The sequence below is a fragment of the uncultured Campylobacter sp. genome (genome assembly GCF_905371695.1).
Lineage (GTDB): Bacteria > Campylobacterota > Campylobacteria > Campylobacterales > Campylobacteraceae > Campylobacter_A.
The window spans coordinates 1-25625 of the sequence record NZ_CAJPMA010000014.1 but is presented as its reverse complement, the minus strand read 5'-3'; the positions used below and the strand labels follow the sequence as shown (position 1 = coordinate 25625).

The window sequence follows — 25625 nt, the reverse complement described above, 5'->3', positions numbered from 1 at the left end:
TAAAAGCTACGAGGCAGCTGGCGGCGGGACGTATTTTGACTACGAGATAAAGCTAAGCGGCGGAGCAAACGCGGCGAATTTCGGGGGATTTAGAATTTTAAATAAAGAAGAAATTCTCGCGCAAAATCCGGACGTTATCTTGTTTAGCAACTTCGACGAGCTTACGCCGCAGGACTTTTTTAACGACAAAATTTTAAAAAACGTAAAGGCCGTCAAGCAAAAAGCTGTCTATAAAATGCCTCTGGGGGGAGATATGTGGGAGCCGCCTACGGGCGAATCGCACCTGGGCTGGGCGTGGTTTAGCGTGCTGTTTTCGGGGCAGGCGCATATAAATTTAAAAGACGAGATGAAAAAGAGCTACAAGCTCCTCTACGACTACGATCTAAGCGGCGATGAGATAGCTCAAATTTTACGATTCGACCTAAACGGCGAGAGTAAATTTTACGAGCTTTTTAGATAATGAAAAAGTATCTATTTTTATCGCTTTTGCTAGTCTTTGCGGTTATTTTTTCGTTGCTTGCGGGTAGGATTTCTATTGATGGGCTTATGGATTATTATCAAAACGACAAAGAGACGCTTTACGCTTTGATATTTGACCTGCGCTTGCCTAGGCTGATAGCGGCGTTTTTGATAGGCGCTAGCCTTAGCGCGGCGGGCGTGATATTTCAAGCGATGTTTGCAAATCCTTTGGTAAGCCCAAATATCCTGGGCGTCGGCAGTGGGGCTGGATTTGGCGCAGTGGTTTGCATTTTAGCCTTCGGCAGTCCCGTAGCCACGCAAATAGGCGCTTTCGTTTTCGGTTTTTTAGCCGTTATGATAGCTTACACCCTAGGCGTTTTGGCAAACAAAAACTCAAAGCTCATGCTGGTACTTGCCGGTATCATCACGGGCGCGATATTCGAGGCGCTAATCTCCGTCGTCAAATACGTCGCCGACACGCAAGAAAAGCTACCTAGCATTGTATATTGGCTAATGGGAAGCCTAAGCGCCATCTCTTGGAGCGACGTAGTGGCGCTTGCTCCCGTTTGCGTTAGCGGACTCGTGCTTTTGAGCCTAATGGGCTGGAAGCTAAATATTTTATCCCTAGGCGGCGAACATGCAAGCATTTTAGGCGAGAGTAAATTTTTGGGCTTTATCTTTATCGTGCTTGCTACTCTGATAACGGCCGCAAGCGTAGCTATCGCCGGTATCATCGGCTGGATCGGGCTTTTGATGCCGCATGTTACTAGGCTGATTTACGGCTCAGATAACTCGCAGCTAGTTCCGATTTCTGCGATTTTAGGCGGGATATTTTTGATGTTAACCGACGTTGCGGCTAGAAGCGTGAGCTCGGCTGAAATTCCGCTAAGTATCCTAACCGCGCTTATAGGCGCTCCTATGATCGGCATCATCATTGTTAAAAAGGGCAAAAGATGGTCTTAAGCGTAGAAAATTTAAGCTTTTCATACGACCGTAAGCAAATTTTGCAAAATTTGAGCCTTGATTTAAAAAGCGGCGAAACGCTTGCGATTTTGGGCCCAAACGGCATAGGCAAATCTACGTTTTTAAAGATTATTTTAGGACTTCTAAGAGCAAAAAGCGGTCAAATTTTGATTGATGGTCGCGATCATGGCTCTCTTAGCGGTAAAGAACGCGCCAAACTCGTAGGGTACGTGCCCCAAAGCGAAAATATCGCTTTTAGCTTTAAGGTAAAAGATCTGATTTTAATGGGCGTAAACGCAAACGTCGGTATGTTTTCAAGGCCGAGCGCTGAGGATAGGGCGATGGCTGAGGAAGCCGCAAGCATAGCGGGCGTTAGTGAGTATTTAAATTTAAACGTAGACGAGCTAAGCGGCGGCATGATGCAGCTATCGCTTATAGCTCGCTCGCTAGTACTACAGCCTAAAATTCTCGTCATGGACGAGCCTACGTCATACCTCGACGTCTTTCATCAAAATGCCGTTTTAAGCCTAATCAAAAGGCTAAATAGTGAGCAAAAAACCTGCGTGATTTTTACCTCGCATCATCCCGATCATGCGCTTGCGGCAGCAGATAAAACCTTGCTTTTAAACGGCCCCTTAGGATATGAATTCGGCGCAACCGATCAAATTTTAAAGGGCGAAAATTTAACAAAACTCTTCGGTATCGATTTTATAAATTTAAACGTCGAAGATAAAAGGAGATTGCTAGTTAGGTGGAGGGTTTAATTCGCTCCTTCGCTCGCGCTTTTAAATTAGGCTTCAAACGCACCTAGCCGCGAATACTCGGCGCATTCGTATTAAAAGCGGTTTAATTACGCCTAAATTTACCGAGCAAAAACGAGAGCGAATTTAACAAACCCGCGGTTATTTTAATCCGCCTCCCGCAAGCCCCCTCCCGAATCAAAACAAACGCGGCGCAGACCCGCTTTGCTTAATTTTCAAAATCCGCCCGCGGTCCTAAACGACGGCAAGGCGGAAATAAGGCTTAAATTTTAGCCTTTCTGCGGCGCTCGGTCGGATCTAGATAGCGCTTTCTCACGCGTATAGTTTGCGGCGTAACCTCGACTAGCTCGTCGTCTTCGATCCATTCTAGCGCGCGCTCCAAGCTTAATTTACGCGGCGGCACGAGCTTGATAGCATCGTCGGAGCCGCTAGCGCGCACGTTCGTTAAATTTTTGCCCTTGATCGGGTTTACGTCAAGGTCGTTCGGGCGGCTGTGCTCGCCGATGATCATACCGACGTAGACCTTCGCCTGCGGGTCTAAGAAAAGCACGCCGCGGTCTTGCAAATTATAAAGCGAGTACGCGAGCGTAACGCCGTTTTCCATCGATACTAGCGCGCCGTTGGTGCGGTGCTCGACCGTGCCGCTAAACGGACGAAATTCTAAAAAGCTGTGGTTCATCACGCCCTCGCCTTTGGTATCGGTTAAAAACTGCGAGCGAAAGCCGATGAGCCCGCGCGCCGGGATTTCAAATTCGATGCGCGTCTGTCCGTCGCCGGTCGGGTTCATCGAGACCATTTCGGCCTTGCGCTTGCCTAGTTTTTCGATAACCGTACCGGTGCAATCATCCGGCGCGTCGATGACTAAAAGCTCGTAAGGCTCGCATTTTACGCCGTCGATCTCTTTTACGATGACCTCGGGGCGACCAAGTAAAAATTCATATCCCTCTCGGCGCATATTTTCGGCTAAAATCGTGATTTGTAGCTCGCCGCGGCCGCTAACCTTAAATTTTCCCTCGCCGATATTTTCGTACTTCATCGCGATGTTCGTTTTCATCTCGTTTTGTAAGCGCTCGTCGATTTTATTAGACGTTACGTGCTTGCCTTCCGTGCCCGCAAGCGGTCCGTCGTTTACGGCGAATACGACGCTAAGCGTCGGCTCCTCGATATGAAGCGGATCTAGCGGCATAGGATTGTTTGGATCCACCACGCTGTCGCCGACGTCTAGCGCCTCAAATCCCGCTATCGCGACGATATCGCCGGTGCCCGCGTCGTTAATATCCGTGCGCTCCAAGCCCATAAATCCGATTAATTTCGAAATTCTGCCCGTCGTTCTCGTTCCGTCGGCCTTTGCCAGCGTTACGTTTTGATTTTTAGAAATTCTGCCGTTAAAAATCCGCGCGATGCCGATTTTGCCGACGTAGTTGTCGTAATCAAGCGTAAAAACCTGTAACTGCAAAGGGTTTTCGTCGCTGCCGCTCGGAGCCGGCACGTGCGCTAAAATCGTCTCGAAAAGCGGCTGCATATCTTTATTTTCGTCGCTTAAATTTAGCTTCGCGTAGCCGTTTTTAGCCGCGGCGTAGACGACGGGAAATTCTAGCTGCTCGTCGTTTGCCTCAAGCGCCACGAAAAGATCGAAAATTTCGTTTATTACGCGGTCCGGATCGCCTGCGGGTTTATCGATTTTATTTACGACGACGATCGGGCGAAGACCGAGCGAGAGCGCCTTTTTTACCACGAATTTAGTCTGCGGCATGACGCCTTCTTGCGCGTCTACGAGTAGCAAAACGCCGTCGACCATCTTTAGCACGCGCTCTACCTCGCCGCCAAAATCGGCGTGGCCCGGGGTGTCGATGATGTTGATTTTGGTGTCTTTGTAGCGGATCGCGGTGTTTTTCGATAGGATCGTGATGCCGCGCTCGCGCTCGATGTCGTTGCTATCCATCACGCGTTCGCCGACGGTTTGGTGCTCGTTAAAAGTACCCGATTGTTTCAAAAGCTCGTCAACCATCGTAGTTTTGCCGTGATCGACGTGAGCGATGACGGCGATGTTTCGTATCTTTTCCAAATTTTTCTCCATTTATTTTATTAAAAATGGGCGATTTTATCCAAAATTTTCTAAAATTTAAATTTAGTATAAAGGTTAAAATTTTGGAACGCAACTTGCTTAATTAATCTAAAAATTTTATGAAAAAGGGCGAAAATGCAAGCTCAAACAACCAAAAACGCGGTCGATCTGCTAACTCCCGCAACAGCCAAGAAGAGCTCGAAAAACGCAAAAGACGATAACGGGAACGATTTTTTGTCGATGGTATTAGACGCTGCGGCGAGCAAAGCTAAATCGGGCGAAAAAATCAGCGAAAACGACGTCAAAAATATCGTAAAATCAGTCGCCATGCAAGCTAGCGCCAAAGAAAAAGCCGCAAGCGACGCAGACGCTAAGATCGCCTCCGCGCTATCTGAGAAATTAGACGAAACTACCAAAAACGAGCTATTTGAAAACGCGAATTTTATGCAGCTTTTACAGGTGTTAGAAATTTTAAACGGCGGCGAGCGGGTCAGTAAATTTCCAAATTTCACCGATAAAATCGCGAATTTTTTAAGCGTCCCTCAAAACGTAGAAAAACTAGCGAACGTAAAAAGCGTAAGCGACTTGTTAGAACTGGCTAAGCAATTTGATTTAGGACTTGAAAATTTAAGCGTTAGCACGGAAGACGTAGAAAATTTAAATAAAATTTTTAAAAACCTAGCTCAAAAAGAATTTTTCGCGCCCGTCGCCCCCGCCTCCGAAAATATCTACGACGCGCATCTAAAAAATAAGGTCGAAGAGACGATAAATCAAAATAAAATCGCAGACGAAACGCCTAAATTAAACGATTTGCTAAAACAAATAAGCGAGCCTAAAAATCAAAATTTAAACGCGCCGCAAACCGCGCAAGAGACGCCTAAAACAGCGCCCGAGCAAAGTAAAGTCATAGAGCCTAAAACCGAGAATTTAAAACCCGCAGGCGATGGAATTTTAGTAAAAGAAGACGACGAGCAAAGCGAAAATTTAGCAGAAATTTCAATGTCCGCAAGCGACGAAGGCAAAAAAGGCAAAAACGAAAAACTGCTAAATTTAAAATCGCTTTTATTTCCCGAGCGAGAAGCCCAAACGGCGAAAAATAGCGAAAATTCTAGCACGAACGAAAGCGAGCAAAACCAAAGCGGCGAGCAAGGCAAAGAAAATCCGCTAAACGCGATGGTGCGCGATATTTCCGGCGCGGCGCGTAGTCAGCTTCAAGAAAAAGCGCAGGTAAAAGAGACGCTAAATAATTTCAGTCAAACCCTGCGCGAGCAAGCGCAAAACTACAAAGCGCCTATTACGCGCTTTAACATCACGCTAAATCCGCTAAATTTAGGCGAAGTCGAGATCACGATGGTAAATCGCGGCAATAATTTACATATAAATTTCAACTCGACTACGACTACGATGAACATATTTTTACAAAATCAGGCGGAGTTTAAAAACAGCCTCGTAAATATGGGATTTACCGAGCTTGAAATGAATTTTAACGATCAACGGCAAAAGCAAGAGCAAGGTCGCGAAACCTATAAACGCAGATCAAATAGCGAATTTAGCGAAAGCGGCGACGAAGCGGAACAAAATTTGCTTGAAATCGTAGTACCAAGATATATATAGGAGCTTAAAATGGCATCGACATCAGACGTAACGACGCAATTTACATCGCAAAAAGCGGCGGCTAGCAAGCAAGCCGCAAAAAACGAAAAAGCCAGCGGTACCGGCACGAACCCGGGCGCAGAGCTCGATAAGAACGCGTTTATGAAGCTGCTTTTAACCGAGCTGCAACATCAAGACCCCACAAGCCCTATGGATACGGAAAAGATGTTAACGCAAACCAGCCAGCTAGCCACACTAGAAATGCAGCAAAATACCAATAAAACGATGACGCAGCTAGTAGAGCAGCTAAAATCTAGCTCAAGCATGTACGCGTTAGGCTCGCTGGGTAAAATGGCGACTACTAGCTCGAACGTTACGCTAAGCGACGAAAACCGCGACGTAAATTTCGCGCTTTATTTTAAAAAGCCTGCGAAATCTGGCTCGGTGCAAGTGCTGGATAAAAACTCGAAAGTAGTTTACGAAGCGAGCTTTAAAGATATGCGCGAGGGCATTCATAAATTTCAATGGGACGGAAAGACTAGCAGCGGCGAGAAAATACCAAACGGCACTTATACGATCCGCGCGAATTACCTAGGAACGGATAACAATAAATACACTACCAACCTAGGCACCTACCCGGTAGAGGCGGTGAGATTTACCGACGGCAAAGCGCAGGTAAAACTCGCGGGCGAATACGTAGGCGTCGATAAAATTTCGGAATTTTTCGAAGGCTAACGGCCATGATGCGGGGGTTTTATAACGGCGTATCGGGCGTAAAAACGCAGAGCTTCGGTATGGACGTGTGGGCGAATAACGTCGCAAACATCAATAACGTAGGCTTTAAAGCAAGCTTGCCCGAATTTAAAAGTATATTTTACCAAAGCGTCGTGCAAGCGGGCAACAAGCCCACGACCGACCAAGTAGGACTAGGCGCTACTAAGCAAACGACGGCGCTTGATTTTACCACCGGAAGCTTTCAAAACACCGATAACACCTTCGATCTAGCCATTAACGGCGAGGGATTTTTCGGCGTTTTGGGCAGAGACGGCAAGACGTATTATACGCGCACGGGTAGCTTTGATATCGACGCGGCGGGAAATCTCGTGAATAATCAAGGAAATTTCCTGCTAGGCACGATAAATAGCGTAACGCCCGTAACCCCTAGCGCCTCCGCGCTTAAAAAATTCGGCAGGACAGCTAGCGGAACGACGCCGCAAGCCTATACGCTGGCTCAAACGGGCGCGATTACGCTAGCAAGCGAGGGCGCGCAGACTAAGATTACGTTGCCTAAATTTTTATATTTGCCCGCAGAAGCTACGACGAAGGTGAATTTCAAGGGAAATTTAGACTCCACTAGAAAGATCGAGCGCCAAGAAGTAGCTCTTGAAGATACGAGCTATACTTACGCGGTAGATAACGTAAATAAAACCATCAGCCTTCGCGGCTCCGTTACGCTAAGCACGGGCGCTAGCGGATTTAAAAAAGGCGATAGCGTTACGGTTAAAGTAAGCGACGGCACGGGAAAATTTAGCGAATTTAGCACGACGCTGGACGAAAACGGCGCGTGGCGGCTGGACGATCAGGCTATTAGATACCTAGATCTCGCCTCTTTAAGCGTCTCCGCGCGCGCGACTTCTAACGCGGAGATCGCGAATACCAAAAAAATGAGCGCCGAGCTATATAACGCGGACGGCACGAAAAGCCTGCTTACGCTAAATTTAACCAAGCAAATTCCGCAGCCTGCTAGTCAAACGATATGGAACGCCTCGGCTACTATAACCGACGCCGACGGGAACGTGCTAAACAGCGCGCTAGGACAGCTTACCTTCGATAGCAGCGGCAGACTAGCCTCGAACACGTTATCAAGCGTGGGCGGCGTAGAGTTAAATTTCGGCGGAAGCGGCGATCCGCTCGTCTACGACGGCATGACTAGCGCGGCGAATTCGGATAAAAATATCGCGATCACCAAAAACGGCTATCCCGAAGGCTCGCTAAAAACCTACCAAATGGATGACGCCGGTAACATTCAAGCGATATTTGACAACACTAGGATGTATCCGATAGCAAAAGTAGCGCTTTACCATTTTCAAAACGACCAAGGCGTAGCCAAGATCGGCGATAATCTCTACGAAGCTACGGCGAATTCGGGCAAGGCGTTTTTTTACAAAAACGCGAGAGGCGAGGTATTTTACAACTCGCAGATAAAATCAAATAGACTAGAAATGAGCAACGTCGACCTAGCCCAAGCGCTAACCGAAATCATCGTCGTGCAAAAAGCCTACGACGCAAGCTCGAAAAGCATAACTACGAGCGATCAGATGGTGCAGACGGCAATACAAATGAAGAGGTAAATTTGCGCGAATTTTGAAGTTTTATCCGAAATTTCGCGCAAATTTAGGGCTATTTTTTAAGCAGCTCTTTTATAAGCTCGGCTAGCGCTTCGATCGAGCCGACCGAGTTCGTGTTAATCAAATATTTTCCGTTTACGACGAACGCCGGCACGCCTTGAATTTTAGCTACGTCGTAGGCGCTATCCTGCCAAAAAGCAAGCAGCGCCTCGGTTTTAGGCGCGCCTAACATAGCTTCGAATTCCGGTTTTTTTACGCCCGCGGCATCAAGCGCGGTCTTAATAAACGCCTCTTTATCGCGTCCGCCGTCTTTCGTACGCCACGTTTCTCCTTTATCGTGCGCCGCTTTATAAATCGCGGTTTTAGCCTTTTTAAACGCCGAATTTTCATCCGTTAAGCTAATGCCCGCCGCTTCGTCTTTTAACTCTAAAACGGCGAAAATTTTACTCGCCGTCTCGCCGTAGTCGCCCTTGCTGCTTAGATGTATCGGCACGAATTTTACCTCGTCGCCTAAAATTTTTAAAAGCTTAGGCATCACGCTTTTATCGAATTGATAGCAATGCGGGCAAGCGTAGCTAAATACCTTAACCAGCGTGCCGCCCTCTACGTTTAGCGGCTTTTCTAGGCGTAGATAGTCGCTTCCTTCGCTAAATGCGAACGCGCTAGCGGTAAAAATCGCCAGCGCGGCTAAAATTTTAGATATTTTCATTATTTTTCCTTTCGCTAGCTAGCTTTTAAACTGCCCGAGTTTTAAATTTAAGCTTTCTACTTGCGTATTTAGCATATCAGACGCCTTTGAAATTTCCTCGACGCTGCGGGTATTTTCCTCTGAAAGCTTATTTACCCTATTAAAGCCTAGTATCGTCTTTTCGATGCTTTGCGCCATGCCCGCGACCTCTTTTGAGGCTAAATTCGTCTTAGAAATCGCCTCTTCGAGCAGCCTAGCCGTCTCTTCTGTCTGGGCTTGGGCGCGATTTGAATCGTTTGCGACGCCGGCTACGAATTTGGAGTTTTCGTTCATCATCGTCGAAGCGTCGTTTACCGCTTGGGTTATCAAATTTACGGTGTTATTAATCTCGATTAGGCTTTTTGAGGTCTTTTCGGCCAGCTGGCGCACCTCGTCGGCTACGACGGCGAACCCGCGCCCGTGATCGCCCGCGCGCGCGGCTTCGATCGCGGCGTTTAGCGCTAGCAAGTTAGTCTGGTCGGCTATGTCGTTGATTACTTGAAGTATAGCCTTAACGTCCTCCGTGCTTTGCACCAGCCCGCGCAGTCTGTCGGATAGCTCTTGTTCGGTTTGAGCGGCTTGATTTACGCGCGCGACGGTTTTAGCTAGATCGTTTTTGGTAGTTTCTAGCGTTTTGCCTACGCTTAAAAGATCGCTCATCGCGTCGCTAGCCTTTTCGTTCGAGCGCTGAGAGCCCTCTACGACGGCATTGGTGTCGTTCATAATCTCTTGGATAATATTAAACTCGTTTTGCACGCGCGTTTTTATCTCGCGCGAAGTCGAGCTAAGCTCTTCCGAAAGCGACGAATTTTCGCTGCTGCCGCTCTTTGCCTCGCTAATTAGCACGCGAATTTTCTCGATAAAAGCGTTCATGTTTTGGCTAATCTTGCCGATCTCGTCGTCGGAGCTAAAATTTAGCCGCTTCGTTAGATCGCCGTCGCCCATCGCTAGATCGTCCGTTAGCTCTTGCAAGCGCACAATCGGCGCGAATAGCGCTTTAAGCAGCAGCGCAACGGCGATTATGGTGATTACGACGGCTAAAATTCCCACAACGGTTAAAAACGTCGTATTTTGATTGTTTAAAACCAGCACGTCGTCTAGCTTCGCGGCAAAAACTACCGAAAATTCGGTACCCGGAATGACGGAGTAAGAAAGCGCCATATTTTCGCCATTTAAAGTATAATAAAGCACGCCTTGTTTATCGTTCCAAATACGGCTCGGAGCGTCTTTTAGCGACGCGTCTACGTCGGCCATATTTTTACCGGTATTGCTAGGGTGATAAAGATAAGTTCCGTCTTTGGCCATTAGTATAAAGTATCCCGGTGCGTCCTTTACATCGTCATCTTTAAACATCGCAATAATATCATCAAGCGCAGAATCAGCGGCTAATACGCCTGAAATTTTGCCGTTATTTATAGGCACGGCAAAGGTTACTACGACCTTTTTTGTTTCAGGATCGATGTAAGGCGCGGTTATAATCGGCGCATTTGCCGCCTTTGCCATTTTATACCACTCGCGCTCTTTTACCTTGTAATTTGCATCAGGCACCCACTCATCACTAAAAAGCGACGAGCCGTCTTCAAGCCCATAAAACGTATCGATAAAATGACCTTGCGCTTTCAAGCCTTTTAGTAGCGTAAGGTCTGATCCGTCGCCCTTTATCTCGCTAACGCCCCCCTTTAAAAGCTCCTTTTTCAGATCGTTCCACAGATCCACCTTGCTACCAAGCTGCTTTGCCATAACAAACGCATTTTGCTCTGCCATTATTGAGACTATATTCTTGGTGCTAAAATAGCTAATGCCGACTAACACGCCAACTAAAATAGTTGAAAGCAGTGAAATACAAACCAAAACCTTTTGTCTAAAACCCATTTTCAATCCTTTCTAAAATTTAGGCTCGCGCCTTTAAATCGCTCCGCCGACTGCGGCTAAAAGCGAAATTTATTCACGGATATTTTATGTCACGATAGCTTACGACCGAGTAAATTTCGAGCGTTTAGAGGAAAAATATCGCTCTGATAATGAGATTATGTATAAAAATAACGAATTTAGACGACGTTAGTTAAAACGCGAATACGAAACCGCGGAAAGAGCGCGCCCGCTAATGCGCCGTATGCTCGCACTCTCCGAGCGCCACCTCGACGTCGCAAAAATGGCTATGCTCGCGCGCCAGATGCGCGATAAAGTCGCGCTTAATAAAGCTTGGCGCTATGTCGTGTAGATGCAGCGTGCGGCTAACGTAAGCGACTTTCGTGGCGAAATTTAGCGCGATATTTAAATCGTGGCTGATTAGCACGACGCCCGTCCCCTGCGCGTTTATCCGCTTTAAAATCGCGTAAATTTCGGCCTGCCCCTTGGTATCTATACTAGCCGTAGGCTCGTCTAGCATCAAAATTTTAGCCCTCGCGCAAAGCGCCCTTGCTATATAGACGCGCTGGCGCTGACCGCCGCTTAGCTCGCCGATACGAGCCTGCGCGTAAGCCGCCATGCCGACTTGTTCTAGCGCTCTCATCGCCTCGGCGCGCTCGCTTTTTGAGTAAAATCCGAACGTTTTTTTATCGATTAGCCCCATTAACGCGACTTCGATCACTCGCATCGGAAAATTTTGATTAGGCAAAAAATGCTGCGGCACGTAGCCTACTTGACGGCTAACTTTTTCGGGTCTTTCGCCAAAAAGCCGCACCTCTCCGCTTTGCGGGCGCAAAAGCCCCAGCATTAGGCGCAAAAGCGTGCTTTTACCTCCGCCGTTAGGCCCTATTACGGCCAAAAAATCCTTGCTATCGTAGCTTAAATTTACGTTTTCCAGCACGATTTGCTCGTCGTAGCCGAAGGTTAAATTTTTGATTTCTATCGTTTTCAAAACGGACTCTTTTGGATTAAATTCGTAAAAAGCATAAATACGCCAAGCCCCAGCATAACCGAGATTGCGACGATTTTTAGATAAAATTTCAGCCTAGTTCGCCTAAAAATCGCGCCCCCGCCCGCCTTCGCGCCTAGCACGGCCGCGATAAAGGTTACCGCGCTCATTCCAAGCGCCATACAAACGCCGCTAATAGCGCCCGCGGTAAAGCTTCCCAGCTCAAAAGCTAGCGTAAAAACTACGATAGTCCCGGGGCACGGCACCAGCGCGGCTGCGGCGGCGGTTAGCCAGTCGCGGCTTTTGCTAAAATTTTCGCGGTTTTGCAAGATCGCTTCGCAAGCGGCGCAATCGCCTGCGCTTTGCGGCGGGCTAAATTTTAGCTTTAAGCCGTTAAAATTTCTTATTTTTCGCGGGTAAATTTTAGGCGTGGGAGTAAAAATTTTAGGCGGCGCAAACGCCTTAAATAGCATAAAAAGCGCGAGCGCTACGATGACGGCGCCCGAAATAATCTGAGCTATCCGCCCGGTATCTTTTACGTAGCCCGCGCTAAGCTCTAAAAGCGTAAAATAGGTCGCAAAAACGAGCGCGGCGGCGCCTATCACGTGTAAAAAGCCTATTTTTAGCGCAAAAAGCGCGGCTCTTGCGTAGCTGCCTCCGGTGGCGGCGAAATAGCTCGCCGTGAGCGTCTTGCCGTGTCCGGCGCCCGCGGCGTGCAAAAAGCCGTACCCAAAAGACAGCGCGGCTAAAATTATAAGCGAAGCGGCGCTAAAATTTTGGGAATTCGCGCGTAAAAATTCGCGCACGCGGTCTAGCAAATTTAACCCCGCTTTTGAAACCGCGCTGAATTTCGCCGCGTCTATCGCGTCGATTTCGCCGTGCTCGGTAAAATTTCGCTCGCCTAAATTTACGGGCACGGCGCGGCTTTTATCTTCTACAAACGATTTTAGGCTAGGTTTTCGGTCAAACTCGGCGGCTTCTTTCTCGCTCGTAAGCTCGTAAAACGCAATATTTCCGTTGATATTCGGCGTTAAAAACAGCCCTTTTGCCAGCTCTTGGGCGGCGGGCGCTAAAAATTTAAAGGCGAAATAGCCCTCTTTATCCAGCGTTTCTACCGAAATTTTTAGTCCGTCTTTTAGCGCTAAATTCACGGCGAAAGAGAGCCTAAATTTTAGCCGTCCGTCCTCGAAATTTAGCTCGTAGTCGCTTAATTTTGGCTCTAATTTTACCGCACCTTCGCCGCCGTAGAAATACTCGATCCGCGTTAAAAATCCGCGCGGCACGAGATAATCGAGCAGCCCTCTTCTTATCTCGCGAAGCTCGTCCTTGCCGATCTCTCCGTCGGCGTTAAAATCGTAATTTTCCCGCGTTAAAAGCGAAAAATTTTCAGAAAATATCCACGTAAAATTTATCTTATTTATCGCGGTTTTATTCGCTTCAAAGTCCGCTTGCACGTGCGCGGTCGGACTATAAAGCGAACAAAGCGCGCAAGCAAAGGCGTTCGCGCCCAAAAAGAAGAATAAAAGGGCGCGAAAAATCATCTATTTTAAGCTTTTAGCCAAAATTTCGGCCGTTTTGCGAAGCTCGGCGTCCCAATCAAGCGGCAGCTGATCGATCTCTACGACGTTTGCGCCCGCTTGTTTAGCGATTAAGTTTGCCGCCTTTTTAGAAAACTGCGGAGCTACGAAAATCGCCTTTACTTCGTGCTCCTTCGCTTCCTCGATAAGCTCTGCTAAATCCGCGGGTTTTGGTTCTTTGCCTTCGATTTCGATCGCGATTTGCTCTAAATTATAACGCTTGGCGAAATAGCCCCAAGACGGGTGATATACGATAAATTCGCGACTTTTAAGCCCTTTTAATTTATCCGCGATGAATGCGTCTAACTCGTCTAGCCGCGCCTCGAATTTAACCAAATTTCGCTCGTAAATTTCGGCATTTTGCGGAAAATTTTTAACGAGCGCGTTAGCGATATTGCGGGCTTGAATCTTAACTAGCTGCGGATCGAGCCAAACGTGCGGATCTAGCGCACCGTGCTCGTGATGATGTTCGTGCTCTTCGTGATCGTGATGTTTATGCTCGCCGGCTTCGCCTTTGTCGTGCGCGTCGTGATCGTGATGCTCATGATGTTCGTGCTCGCCGCTCATCGCGATTTTTTCGATGCCTTCTTGCGTTTTTACGATTTTTAGATTTTTAAAAGTCTTTGAAAATCTATCAAACCACGCGTTTTCAAAGTCTATACCCACGGCGAAATAAAGCGCGCTACGCTCCAACTCGCTCATTTGCTTAGGTTTGGGCTCGTAAGAGTGCGGATCGGCGCCGCGCCCTACCATTACGTTAACTTCCAGCGTGCCGCCGGCGATTTGCTCGATGAAATACTTAGTCGGCAAAATGCTTGCCGTAACGACGGGTTTTGCAAATGCGCCCAGCGCGCAAACGCACAAAAAAGTAAGAATTTTTTTCATGTTTTTCCTTTCGCGATTTAGGGCGGAAGTTTAACTAAATGCAACTAAGTTGCAACTTAAAATTTTAAAATACGCCGATTTTATCTAAAATTTAAAAATTTTAGCGTAATATGACAAAAAACAAAGGCATAAAATGGACGCGCTAAAATTCCTTCAAGAGCACGATATAAACGTTACCGCGCTTCGTATCAAGATAGTGGAAATTCTTAGCGCCGCCCCCTCGCCTTTAAGCTACGACGAAATTTTACAAAATTTAGACGCGAATAAGACTACTTTTTACCGCACGATGGAGCTTTTCGAGCAAAAAGGCGTCATCGTAAAAACCGAAAATAACCGCAAAAGCTACTACGAGCTGCACGAAGGCGCGAAGGCGTATTTCATCTGCGACGTGTGCCGCAAGGTAGAAAATATAGAAGTGCCGATGCCCGCGCACGCCAAAATCGTAAAAAGCGCCGTGATAAAGGGTATCTGCGACGAATGCGAGTAAAATTTTAGCTATTTATCTGCGCTAAAATATTTTCGATTTCGCCAAATTCGTACGCTTCGTTCGCGTCTTGTTTTAGGAAATTTTCCATATATTCTTTTTTAGAAATCGCAAGGTCTAGCTCCTTGTCGCTGCCCCTTTGATAAGCGCCTATTCTAAGTAAAATTTCGTTCTCTTTTAAAAGCGAGTAAAGGCGCTTAAATTTCATCGCGTCGGCGCGGTGCTGCTTGCTAATTACGTCGCCCATTACGCGCGATGCGGAATTTTGGATATTTATAGGCGGATAGATACCGAAATCCGTAAGCTCGCGGCTAAGCACGATATGCCCGTCTAAAATCGAGCGGCTCTGATCGGCGATAGGATCGCTCATATCGTCGCCTTCTACGAGCACCGTAAAAAACGCCGTTATACTGCCCTTACCCTCCTCTTTGCCCGCGCGTTCCATAAGCTGAGGAAGCAACGTAAGCGAGCTTGGCGGATAGCCCTTGGACGTCGGCGGCTCGCCCAGTGCAAGCCCGATCTCGCGCTGCGCCATGGCAAATCTCGTCACGCTATCCATGATAAAAAGCACGTCGTTGCCTTGCTGTTTGAAGTATTCCGCCACGCTCATCGCGCAAAAAGCGCCGTATTTTCGCATTAGCGAGCTATCGTCGCTGGTAGCTACGACGATGACGGTGCCCTCTAAATCGCCGCCTAAATTTTTTTCTATAAATTCGGGCACCTCGCGGCCGCGCTCGCCGATTAGCGCTACGACCTTAACGGGTGCTTGGGTATTTTTTACTATCATTCCCATTAGCGTAGATTTACCTACGCCGGAACCCGCGAAAATTCCTAGTTTTTGTCCCTTGCCGCAAGTTAGCAGCCCGTCTATGGCCTTAACGCCCACGCTAAACGGCTCGTTAATAAGCCCGCGCTTCATCGCGTCTATGGGCGCTCTCATAATAGGCATATATTCGTCGGCGAATATCGCGCCTTTGCCGTCGATTGGTTTCATAAAAGGATCGACCACGCGCCCTAGCAAATTTTTACTCACCGGTATACTCATGCCTTGATCGCTTTCGTAAACGAAATCCCCGATACGAAAGCCCTCCACGAAACCGAACGGACTAATAAACGCGCCGCCGGTTTTTATCTGCGTGACCATGCCGAGGCCTTCCTTGCTGCGGTCTTTGGCTACGATACGCACGATGTCGCCGATACTGGGGCGCAGTCCCGTAATCTCGATGGTAGTCGCCGTAACGCTAACTATAACGCCAAATACGTTTGATAGCGACTTATCGCCTTTTAGCTTGGAATTTAGCCGCTCTAAGCTCACTTAAAACCTTGCCGCTTTGTGCGAATTTATGAGCGAGAAGAACTCTTTTCTAGTCTCGGCGTCTTTTATAAAACAGCCCCGAAGCGCCGAAGTAGTCGTGGTAGAGTTGATTTTTTCCACGCCTCGCATCTCCACGCACATGTGCCTTGCTTCTATCACCACGCCTACGCCTTTGGGTTTAATTACGTCGTTTATAGCGTTTGCGATCTGCTCGGTTAGTTGCTCTTGTATCTGCAATCTGCGTGCGAAAATATTTACCATTCGCGGAATCTTGCTAAGTCCTACGACCTTGCCGTTAGGTATATAAGCGATATGCGCGCGCCCCATAAAAGGCAACAAATGGTGCTCGCAAAGGCTGTAAAATTCTATATCTCGCACGAGTACCATTTCGTTATTGCTGCTCTCAAAGAGCGCGTCGTTTAAAACGATTTTAGGATCTTGTTTGTAGCCTTGCGTTAAAAATTCGTAGGCTTTAAAGACGCGGTTCGGGGTTTTGATTAGCCCTTCGCGGTCCGGATCTTCGCCGATGATCGTAAGCATATTTCTGACTGAATTTTCAAAGCTTTCTCGCATAGTCGCTCCATAAATTTTTGGAGCGCATTTTATACGAAAACGGCTTAAAATTAAGGAAAATTTAGGTATATTTCGGGCTAAAATTTCGTAAATAAAAGGACGCGGATGCAAATCAACACCAAAAATTTAGACGGCGCGAATATCGAAGCTAGTGCGCAAATAACAAACGAGCAGATTAAATCTAGCTTACAAAATTTAGCCAAAAAAGCTAGCAAAAATATGAAAATCGACGGCTTCCGTCAAGGCCACGTACCCGTAAACGTCGTGTTAAAACGCTACGAAAAAGAGCTAACTAGCGACGCCGAGCAAGAAGCTTTAAAAGAAATTTTCGAAGGCGCGGTCAAAGACGCGGGTAAAAAATTAGACGAAACGATCGGCGAGCCTTTGGTGAGCAAATTCGAGCGAAAAGAAAACGGCATAGACGTAGAGATGACGATATCTTTTAAGCCTAGCGTAGACGTGAGCGGATACGAGGCGCTAATACCTGAATTTTCTACTCCGCGCGTGCTTAAAAAAGATATAGACGAGAAAAAGACCGAACTTTTAAAAATGATCGCTCCGCTTGAAAAAATCGGCGAAAAACGCGCGCTTAAAAACGGCGATTTCGCTAATTTCGACTTTGAAGGCTTTATAGACGGGGTAGCGTTTGAGGGCGGCAAAGCCGAAAACTACCTGCTAGAAATCGGCTCGGGTCAGTTTATACCGGGCTTTGAAGAAGGTATGGTCGGGCTAAAAGAAGGCGAAAGCAAAGACGTAAGCGTAAAATTTCCGGATAATTACGGCGCGGCGCACCTCGCCGGCAAAGACGCGATCTTTAAAGTAAAGCTTCATGAAATCAAGGAGCGTAAAATCCCCGAAAAACTAGACGCCGATCTACTAAAAAGCCTGCTTCCCAACGAGCAAGAGCCTAGCGAAGAAAAGCTTGACGAGCGCATAAAAGATCAAATTCGCCAAGATAAAATTTTCGCGCTTATAAACGACGATTTAAAACCGAAATTTGCCGAAGCCGCCGTAGAAAAATTTAAATTCGACATTCCTAAAAATATCGTAGAGCAAGAGATAGATATGCAATTTAGAAACGCGTGGGCTAGTTTTACTCCCGAGGATATGGCGAAATTTAGAGAAGACCGCGACGCGCTAAGCAAAAAACGCGAAGAATACCGCGCAGACGCCGAAAAGAGCGTGAGATTAACCTTCATCATAGACGAACTCGCTCGCGTAAGAAACGTAAAAGTAAGCGATCAAGAAGTCGTGCAAACGATCTATTTCGAGGCTTACAGAAGCGGTCAAGACCCGAAAAAACACCTTGAAAACTACCGCGCGCAAGGAATGCTTCCGGCGATTAAAATGTCGATGATCGAAGAAAAGCTATTTAACGAAATGTTTAACAAAGACGACAAAAAAGCAGCCAAAAAAGAGAAGGCGGAATAATGAGTTATTACGTCCCCGTCGTAGTCGAGCGCACGAGTAGAGGCGAGAGAAGCTACGATATTTACTCGCGTCTTTTAAAGGATCGTATCGTAATGCTAAGCGGCGAGATCGAGGACGGTATGGCCGCCTCCATCGTCGCTCAGCTGCTGTTTTTAGAAGCCGAAGATCCGGAAAAAGACATTTACCTTTACATAAATAGTCCCGGCGGTGTGATAACGAGCGGATTTAGCATTTACGACACGATGAACTACATCAAGCCCGACGTCTGCACGATCTGTATCGGTCAGGCGGCGTCTATGGGAGCGTTTTTGCTTAGCTGCGGCGCGGAAGGCAAGCGTTATGCCCTACCCAACTCGCGCATAATGATCCATCAGCCCTTAGGCGGCGCTCGCGGGCAGGCGACTGATATCGAGATCCAAGCACGCGAAATTTTACGTATGAAAGAAATTTTAAACGGAATTTTGGCTAAAAACACCGGTCAAAAACTCTCTAAAATCGTAAAAGATACCGAACGCGACTTTTTCATGAGCGCGGCGGAAGCGAAAGAATACGGGCTGATAGATAAAATTTTAGATAAGAGTTTTAAGTAGTAAGGACGGACGTGGTAAAGCTAGACAATGCGCCGGATCCCAAAAAACGCGCGGCGCAAGATAGTGCAAAGAGAGACGAAACCAGACAAGCGGCGATTTTTAACTTCTCTCAAAACGTACTAAACGAGCTAAATTCCGACAACGTCCCGACGCTGCCGATTAACTACTCAATATATTTCGAGCGTATGCTATACGAGCAGCCCGAGGATTTCAGGCAAAAAGTCGGCGAAACGCTAAGCCTTTATTCAGACGAGATCGACGCGGCGATAGATAGTAATATCCGCGTCGAAAAAGAGATCAAACAAAGCTTCATTCAGATAAAAAGCATGCTTCAAGCCGTAGCGCTGATTTATAAAAATTTAAACGTAATGAAGGCTATTGTAAAAAAAAGGCGCGACGGACTGGCTAATAATATGAACCTTCTGGCGCTGCAAAATACGATAACGGGATTCGGCGGGGATCTAACCAAGCTCACCGCGCTACTAGAAAAGCATCTTGAAGTCATAAAAATAAACTACGAAGAAATAGGCAAGGTCTTTAAGCTTATCGAAGAACGCTCGATCTACGACACGACTTATGAAGTGTACAACAAGAAATTTTTCATCTCCGCGCTTGAAAATGAAATCGACTCGATCAAGCGATACGGCTACGAGGCGGCATTTTTAATGCTAAAAACGCGCGACGAACTAATAGAAAGCGTCAAAAATTTAAAAGAGCGCAGCAATATCTTTAAAAGCATTTCGCACCTGCTTTTAAACACCTCTCGCAGAAGCGACGTCGTCGCGCATTACGGCGACGGCTGCTTTGCGATACTAATGAAATACACGGGCGAAAACGGCGCGAAAATGGCTTGCGATCGTATTAAGGCGATGCTAGCTAACATCCACTACGACGAGGACGGTAAAGAATTTAAATTAGACGCGCAGATAGTATACGGCATGTTACCCAAAGAAGGCAGCGTAGAGCAGATCGTCTCAAACGCGCTAGATGCGTTTAATGCGCGCAAAGATGAGACTGAGCCCGTATTTTTGGGATAGATTTGAGATAAGCATGATACTAGAAGTACTAACCTATCCGGATAAAAAGCTCTACCAACGCTCGCGAGAGATCGTAAAATTCGATAAAAATTTGCACGAGCTGCTAGATAATATGTATGAAACCATGATAGCAAAGGAGGGCATCGGACTAGCCGCGATCCAAGTAGGAGCGCCCGTTCGCGCGCTAATTATAAATTTGGCGAACGAAGAAGGCGCGCAGGATAAAGCAGACCTCATCGAGGTAATAAACCCCGAATTTTTACTAAAAGAGGGCGAGTGCGTCTATCAAGAGGGCTGCCTTAGCGTACCCGGATTTTACGAGGAAGTAAAGCGAGCCGCGCGCGTCAAGCTTAAATTTCAAGACCGCTTCGGCGAGCCGCACGAGATCGATGCGGACGGACTTTTAGCCATCGCGCTGCAACACGAAAACGACCATCTAGACGGGCACCTTTTCATCGAGCGGATCGGCTATAATAAACGCAAAAAATTCGACAAAGAATATAAAAGCAAAAAATCCAAAAAAGATAAAAAAGACAAGACATGAAGTCCCTAAAATGCGCGTCTTACGGCGACGGACTAAAAATCGTCGAGGTCGAGTCGACCTTCTCGCGCGGACTTCCAGGATTTAGTATCGTAGGGCTTGCGAGCGCTTCGATAAAAGAGAGCGCCGAACGCGTAAAGGCCGCGCTTTTGGCTTTAAATTTCAGCTTTCCCGCGCAAAAAATCACGATAAATCTCTCCCCTTCGGACGTTCCTAAGACGGGCTCTCACTTCGACCTAGCCGTCGCGCTTTTAATCGCGCTTCAAAAATCGCGAAATTTAGATAAAATTTTCGTATTCGGCGAGCTGGGACTTGACGGAAGCGTTAAAAATACGACGAGTTTATTCTCCCTACTTCTATTTTTAAGCGCGCAGACGAGCGGGGCAAAAGTACTCGTACCGCGCGAGATTGCCGCTAGCGCCTCGATGATACCTAATCTTGAAATTTACGCGGTAAGCTCGCTGCAAGAGGCGATAAAATTTTTTGAAGATAAAGAGTTCGCCGCCTCTTGTGCGTTTAAAAATTCCCACCCGCTTTTTAAAAACGCAATTGAAATTTCGGGGCAAAAATTTATACCCAACGAAAATTTCGAGCTTGATTACGCCGACGTTTTGGGACAAAAAAGAGCCAAGCGCGCCTGCTTGATCGCCGCGGCGGGAATGCACAACATAATCTTTGAGGGAAGCCCCGGATGCGGCAAAAGCATGTGCGCCAAGCGGCTAGTTTACGTCATGCCGCCTCAAAATTTAACCGAAATTTTATCCGCCGCCGCGTACCGCTCGCTCAATTTACAAAATAGCGAATTTTCGGCCGTCCGCGCCTTTCGCGCGCCGCACCATACCAGCACCAAAAGCTCTATATTCGGCGGCGGTTCTAACGTCGCTAAGATCGGCGAGATCGCGCTGGCAAACGGCGGCGTGCTATTTTTCGACGAATTCGTACACTTCTCAAAACCAGTCGTAGAAAGCCTGCGCGAGCCGCTAGAAGATCACAAAATTCATATCGCGCGCGTAAATTCCAAAGTCACCTACAATACGAAATTTATCTTCGCCGCCGCGCTAAATCCATGCCCGTGCGGCAACCTGCTCTCGCGCGATAAAACCTGCCGATGTAGCCAAAACGAGATAAAAAATTACAAATCGCGCCTTTCCGAGCCTATCCTTGACCGCATCGATCTTTACGTGCAGATGGACGAAAGCGGCGATAGCTGCAAAGGCATGAGCTCTTCTGAAATGTCGCGGGCCGTTTTAGCAGCGTTTAGAGCTCAACTAGCGCGCGGACAAAGCGAGCTAAACGGCAAGCTAAGCGATGCTCAGACCGCGCAATTTTGCGCGCTAAAAAACGATGCGCGAGATACGTTAGAAGCGGCGATCTCGCGGTACGGCTTGTCGCGGCGCGGCATCAATAAAATCCGCCGCCTAGCGCGTACGATCGCGGATTTAGAAGGCTGCGAGGCGATAGAAAAATCACACATTTTGGAGGCTTTAAGCTTCCGAGCAAGGACTTGAAAATGAAAAAATTATTTATAAATACGAATTTTTTGGATGCCAGGGCGGCTAGGACTTTCGGACTAGAAAGCGAAATTTTAATGGAGAACGCGGGTGCTTCGGTAGCGAATTTAATCCGCGCGAAATTTAAAAAAGGCGTTAAAATTTTAGGCGCGATCGGCGGCGGAAATAACGGCGCGGACGCGCTAACCGCGCTTAGAACGCTCTCGGGCGATTACGAAACGCTAGGCCTAGTCTGCGCGCAAAATTTAAGCAAGCTCTGCCAAAAACAGCTTGAAATCGCCGTTCGCGCCGGCGTTAGGATTTTAAATTTAGACGAAAATTTAGCTTTTATAAGAGGCGAAATTTTACAATTTCAAAGCGCGGGCGATAAGGCTAAAATTTGGCGGACGATTTTTAGCCAAAGCCAGGATGCGGGCGAATTTTTACGAAATTTTAACGCCGCGTGCGTTATCGACGGTATTTTTGGCTCGGGGCTAAACCGCGATCTAAGCGAAAACCACGTAAGGTTAATAGAAACGCTAAACGAGCTAAACGCCTATAAAATCGCTTGCGATATGCCAAGCGGGCTTGACGAAAACGGCAATACGCGCGGGGCGTGCTTTACGGCAAACGTCACCGTCGCGATGGGCGCGCGAAAGCTAGCGCTTTACTCGGACGAGGCGAAGGATTTTACGGGTAAAATCCGCCTGGCAAAACTCGGAGTAAGCGCGCAAAACTACGACGCGAGCTTAAAATTTAACCAAAAACCGGCCGAGAAAAAAGAGGAAAATTTCGAGAATAGCCTGTTTAAAACTCCGGCGCGGATCATCGGCAAAGACGCGAATTTAACCCAAAACGAAGCGGGCGAGCAAATCATCGCGCTAGCGCACATCGAAGAAGAGGAGGCTAAAAATTTCTTGCTGCAAAAAAGCGATTTAAAGCTGCCCTTCCGCGCGAAGCAAAACGTAAATAAGGGCGACTTCGGACACGCGTTTATAATCGCCGGCGAGATGAGCGGCGCGGCGATAACGGCGGCTCGCGCGGCAAACGCGATAGGCGCGGGACTAGTAAGCGTCGTAGGCGAGCGCGAGATTTTAGGGCTCGACGCGCAGATCATGCAATGCGCGCAAATTAGCGAAAAAATGAATGCGGGCGCGCTTGGAATGGGTCTTGGAGCGAAATTTTGCGCGGGGTTAAATTTTGAAATCTTAGCGGGCAAATCGCTGGTAATAGACGCCGATATGCTGCGCGAACCGCGCGTAATAGAGCTTGCGAGATTAAACGGAAATACCGTGCTAACGCCGCATCCAAAAGAGTTCGTAAGCCTGCTAAATTTTGCGAATTTCGGCGAATTTAACGTAGAGCGCGTGCAAAAAAACCGCTTCGAGCTAGCGCGCGAATTTAGCCTAAGCGTGCCTTGCGTTCTCGTGCTAAAAGGCGCGAATACGATAATCGCGCGCGCGGGCAAGCTCTACGTAATGAGGCACGGCGACGCCTCTTTGGCCAAAGGCGGTAGCGGCGACGCGCTAGCGGGCGTTATCGCGGGACTTTTAGCGCAGGGCTATGAGGCGCTGGACGCCGCGATTAGCGGTACGCTGGCCCACGCGCTAGGAGCTCGAAAATTTAAGGGCGCAAACTACGCTATGAGCGCAAACGACGTCATAGAGGGCATAAAATGCTTACGAAAAAAATAGCGGTACTTTTTAGCGGATCGGGGTCGAATTTAGAGGCGATTTTGCAGCGCCTGCACGGCAAAATTTTTAACGGCGCGCGCATAGAGGTAGCTTTGACGCTTACTAATAAAGCGGACGCGGGCGGTATAGAAAAGGCGCGAAAATTCGGGCTTGAAAGCGTCGTAATCGAAAATAAAAATTTTAGCTCGCGCGAAGATTTCGACGCCGCGCTAGTTAGCGAAATAAAAAAATACGATATTGATTTAGTCGTATTAGCTGGCTTTATGAGAATTCTAACGCCCGTCTTTACTAGCCAAATTCGCGCTATTAACCTGCACCCGTCTCTTTTGCCGCTTTTTAAAGGCGCGCACGCGATAAAAGAGAGCTTTCTTAGCGATATGCAAGTGGGCGGAGTGAGCGTGCACTGGGTGAGCGAGGAGCTAGACGGCGGGCGCATCATCGCTCAGCGCGCGTTCGAGCGCGAGGAGGGGATGAGCGAGGCGGCGTGGGAGGCGAAAATTCACGCCATAGAGCACGAAATTTTACCGCAGACGATAGTTAAGATTTTATGCGGCTAACAAAACGCGAGATTTTATTGTATTATTCGCACAAATTTTACGAAAAGGATATAAATGTTTGAATGGCTCGCCTCTCCCGAGGCTTGGATCTCGCTGCTAACCCTAACCGGTCTTGAAATCGTACTCGGTATCGATAATATCATTTTCATCGCTATTTTAGTAGGCAAACTACCGCCGCATCAGCGCGATAAGGCGCGTATTACGGGGCTTGCGTTTGCGATGATTACGCGAATTTTACTGCTGTTGTCGCTATTTTGGATCATGAAGCTTACAAAGCCGTTATTTAGCGTCGCGGGCTTTACGATAACCGGACGCGACTTAGTGTTGCTTATAGGCGGGCTATTTTTGATCGCTAAATCGACGCTTGAAATCCATTCAAACGTAACGGGCGAGCATCACGAGCAGCGCGCGCCAAAGGCTCACGGGTTTTGGGTAATAATCGCGGAAATCGGCGTGCTTGATATAGTTTTTTCGCTTGATAGCGTTATTACCGCGGTCGGTATGGCAAATCATATAGATATCATGATAATAGCCGTTATTTTAGCCGTAGGCGTGATGATGTTCGCATCAAAAGCGATCTCTAATTTCGTAGATAATAATCCTACGATTAAAATTTTGGCGCTAGCGTTTTTAATACTAATCGGCTTTGCGCTAGTGGGCGAAGGACTCGGGCTTCACGTACCTAAGGCCTATATTTACTTTGCGATGGGGTTTTCGCTTTGCGTGGAATTAATCAACATCTATGCCCGCAAAAAAGCGGCGCAAGCGCAAAACAAATCGTAAATGCGGATTTAACGCTTTTTTAAAGTAATAAATCGTAAAATTCGCGAAATTTCAACACCAAATTTAAGGAATAGGACAATGAAATCGGTTACATCTAAAATCGCGGCGATAGTTATCGCACTATTAGTCGTTTCGTTCGCCGCTATCTCTGCGGTCAGCTATTACACCGCCGAAAGCAAGGTCGTCGAACTAGTCGGTCAAACGCAAGATCAAATCCTAGACGACGTTAAAATTACTACCAATTCATTCTTCGACGAATACGTCGAAATGCTAAAAAAGGTCGGCGCGAGACTTGAAAAAGTCGCGGGCGACAACGACGAGATAATGAATAAGGTATTGCTAGAAAAAGAGCTGGCTAGCTCATACGTAAAATACGTCTACTTCGCCAAAGAAAACGGCGAGTTTTTTCAGTCGGACGGCAAAAGAACGACCGTAGCGGATAACTACGACCCTAGGACCAGGGGTTGGTATAAAGCCGCCGTTAAAGAAAATAGAGCCGTATTTTTAGAGCCTAGGATAACTTCTACGAACGATTTGGTTATTACGTTCGTAGTACCGGTAAATTTAAACGGCAAATTCGTAGGCGTAGCCGGTATCGACGTAGACGTCAAAGGTCTTAACGAAAAAATAATCGCAATGGGTAAAACCGACTACGGATACGTACTTCTAATGAAGGGCGACGGCTTAATTTTAATGCATCCCGATCAATCTAGCATAGGCAAAGTCACTAACGCAAGTAAAGAAGTCGGCGAAGAGTTTGCGGCTAAAAAATTTAACAAGCACGGCCTAGTAGAGTACGTAAATACAAGTGGTCAAAACGTAACTGCAAAAGTAGTTCCTATTAACGACGAAGGCTGGCTAGCCGTCGCAGCCATAGGAGCCGACACCTTCTCTT

General features: G+C 47.4%; 24 protein-coding genes. 16 read left to right on the top strand and 8 right to left on the bottom strand.

The genetic code is table 11. From position 1 onward, the window contains the following. From QZ147_RS02400 to QZ147_RS02390, 3 genes are all read left to right on the top strand, one after another. The coding region (locus QZ147_RS02400; RefSeq protein ID WP_366508762.1) for an ABC transporter substrate-binding protein at window positions 1–460 on the top strand (460 nt) is incomplete at its 5' end. Continuing rightward, a complete protein-coding gene (locus QZ147_RS02395) occupies window positions 460–1422 on the top strand; it encodes an iron ABC transporter permease (protein ID WP_295146635.1) in 963 nt (320 codons plus the stop codon). The genes QZ147_RS02400 and QZ147_RS02395, both read left to right, overlap by 1 nt. Then, window positions 1413–2186, top strand: coding sequence for an ABC transporter ATP-binding protein (locus QZ147_RS02390; RefSeq protein ID WP_295146634.1), 774 nt, complete (start codon window positions 1413–1415; stop codon window positions 2184–2186). Before QZ147_RS02395 ends, QZ147_RS02390 begins: the two co-directional genes overlap by 10 nt. A gap of 259 nt (window positions 2187–2445) precedes the next feature. On the opposite strand, the gene typA is transcribed toward QZ147_RS02390, so the two are convergent. Next, complete coding sequence (typA, locus tag QZ147_RS02385; protein ID WP_295146632.1) at window positions 2446–4248, bottom strand: translational GTPase TypA; 1803 nt, start codon at window positions 4246–4248, stop codon at window positions 2446–2448. Between the two features lie 135 nt (window positions 4249–4383). Between typA and QZ147_RS02380 the strand changes: the two genes are divergently transcribed. The 3 genes from QZ147_RS02380 to QZ147_RS02370 are packed head-to-tail and all read left to right on the top strand — an operon-like array spanning window position 4384 to window position 8192. Further along, window positions 4384–5862, top strand: a complete 1479-nt coding sequence (locus QZ147_RS02380) for a flagellar hook-length control protein FliK (RefSeq protein ID WP_295146630.1) — start codon at window positions 4384–4386, stop codon at window positions 5860–5862. 9 nt (window positions 5863–5871) lie between these two features. Then, window positions 5872–6576, top strand: coding sequence for a flagellar basal body rod modification protein (locus tag QZ147_RS02375; protein WP_295146628.1), 705 nt, complete (start codon window positions 5872–5874; stop codon window positions 6574–6576). Between the two features lie 5 nt (window positions 6577–6581). Next, window positions 6582–8192 carry a flagellar hook-basal body complex protein gene (locus QZ147_RS02370; RefSeq protein WP_295146626.1) on the top strand — a complete coding sequence of 537 codons (1611 nt, stop codon included), beginning with the start codon at window positions 6582–6584 and terminating at the stop codon, window positions 8190–8192. Window positions 8193–8241: 49 nt separating this feature from the next. Here the strand turns inward: QZ147_RS02370 and QZ147_RS02365 are convergent, their stop codons facing one another. The 5 genes from QZ147_RS02365 to QZ147_RS02345 form a co-directional block, all read right to left on the bottom strand. Then, window positions 8242–8898 (bottom strand): thiol:disulfide interchange protein DsbA/DsbL, encoded by a 657-nt coding sequence (locus QZ147_RS02365; RefSeq protein ID WP_295146624.1) that lies wholly within the window; start codon window positions 8896–8898, stop codon window positions 8242–8244. An 18-nt stretch (window positions 8899–8916) separates the two neighbouring features. After that, a complete protein-coding gene (locus tag QZ147_RS02360) occupies window positions 8917–10788 on the bottom strand; it encodes a methyl-accepting chemotaxis protein (protein ID WP_295146623.1) in 1872 nt (623 codons plus the stop codon). Between the two features lie 229 nt (window positions 10789–11017). Beyond that, window positions 11018–11776, bottom strand: a complete 759-nt coding sequence (locus QZ147_RS02355; RefSeq protein ID WP_295146621.1) for an ABC transporter ATP-binding protein — start codon at window positions 11774–11776, stop codon at window positions 11018–11020. Beyond that, window positions 11773–13314, bottom strand: a complete 1542-nt coding sequence (locus QZ147_RS02350; RefSeq protein WP_295146620.1) for a DUF1007 family protein — start codon at window positions 13312–13314, stop codon at window positions 11773–11775. The genes QZ147_RS02355 and QZ147_RS02350 overlap by 4 nt, the downstream gene beginning before the upstream one ends. After that, complete coding sequence (locus QZ147_RS02345) at window positions 13315–14235, bottom strand: zinc ABC transporter substrate-binding protein (protein WP_295146619.1); 921 nt, start codon at window positions 14233–14235, stop codon at window positions 13315–13317. 133 nt (window positions 14236–14368) lie between these two features. Between QZ147_RS02345 and QZ147_RS02340 the strand changes: the two genes are divergently transcribed. Then, the gene (locus tag QZ147_RS02340) at window positions 14369–14722 is read left to right on the top strand and encodes a transcriptional repressor (RefSeq protein WP_295146618.1); all 354 of its coding nucleotides are present in this window, start codon (window positions 14369–14371) and stop codon (window positions 14720–14722) included. A 4-nt stretch (window positions 14723–14726) separates the two neighbouring features. On the opposite strand, the gene fliI is transcribed toward QZ147_RS02340, so the two are convergent. Together fliI and folE are read right to left on the bottom strand one after the other, a co-directional pair. Continuing rightward, the gene (fliI, locus tag QZ147_RS02335; RefSeq protein ID WP_295146617.1) at window positions 14727–16034 is read right to left on the bottom strand and encodes a flagellar protein export ATPase FliI; all 1308 of its coding nucleotides are present in this window, start codon (window positions 16032–16034) and stop codon (window positions 14727–14729) included. Beyond that, complete coding sequence (gene folE, locus QZ147_RS02330; RefSeq protein WP_295146615.1) at window positions 16035–16607, bottom strand: GTP cyclohydrolase I FolE; 573 nt, start codon at window positions 16605–16607, stop codon at window positions 16035–16037. It lies immediately after the preceding gene. A gap of 105 nt (window positions 16608–16712) precedes the next feature. Between folE and tig the strand changes: the two genes are divergently transcribed. From tig to QZ147_RS02285, 9 genes are all read left to right on the top strand, one after another. Further along, entirely contained in the window at window positions 16713–18038 is a 1326-nt protein-coding gene (tig, locus tag QZ147_RS02325; RefSeq protein ID WP_295146614.1) for a trigger factor, read from the top strand. After that, window positions 18038–18628 (top strand): ATP-dependent Clp endopeptidase proteolytic subunit ClpP, encoded by a 591-nt coding sequence (gene clpP, locus QZ147_RS02320; protein WP_295146612.1) that lies wholly within the window; start codon window positions 18038–18040, stop codon window positions 18626–18628. Before tig ends, clpP begins: the two co-directional genes overlap by 1 nt. 11 nt (window positions 18629–18639) lie before the next feature. Next, the gene (locus QZ147_RS02315) at window positions 18640–19665 is read left to right on the top strand and encodes a diguanylate cyclase (RefSeq protein ID WP_295146610.1); all 1026 of its coding nucleotides are present in this window, start codon (window positions 18640–18642) and stop codon (window positions 19663–19665) included. A 13-nt stretch (window positions 19666–19678) separates the two neighbouring features. Then, window positions 19679–20209, top strand: a complete 531-nt coding sequence (def, locus tag QZ147_RS02310; RefSeq protein ID WP_295146636.1) for a peptide deformylase — start codon at window positions 19679–19681, stop codon at window positions 20207–20209. Then, window positions 20206–21714, top strand: coding sequence for a YifB family Mg chelatase-like AAA ATPase (locus QZ147_RS02305; protein ID WP_295146608.1), 1509 nt, complete (start codon window positions 20206–20208; stop codon window positions 21712–21714). The genes def and QZ147_RS02305 overlap by 4 nt, the downstream gene beginning before the upstream one ends. 2 nt (window positions 21715–21716) lie before the next feature. Then, window positions 21717–23390: an NAD(P)H-hydrate dehydratase gene (locus QZ147_RS02300; RefSeq protein WP_295146606.1), complete on the top strand. Its 1674-nt coding sequence runs from the start codon at window positions 21717–21719 to the stop codon at window positions 23388–23390. Next, entirely contained in the window at window positions 23372–23947 is a 576-nt protein-coding gene (purN, locus tag QZ147_RS02295; RefSeq protein ID WP_295146604.1) for a phosphoribosylglycinamide formyltransferase, read from the top strand. Before QZ147_RS02300 ends, purN begins: the two co-directional genes overlap by 19 nt. A 54-nt stretch (window positions 23948–24001) precedes the next feature. After that, complete coding sequence (locus QZ147_RS02290; RefSeq protein WP_295146602.1) at window positions 24002–24730, top strand: TerC family protein; 729 nt, start codon at window positions 24002–24004, stop codon at window positions 24728–24730. A gap of 78 nt (window positions 24731–24808) precedes the next feature. Continuing rightward, a partial coding sequence (locus QZ147_RS02285; protein WP_295146600.1) for a cache domain-containing protein occupies window positions 24809–25625 on the top strand: 817 nt, incomplete at its 3' end.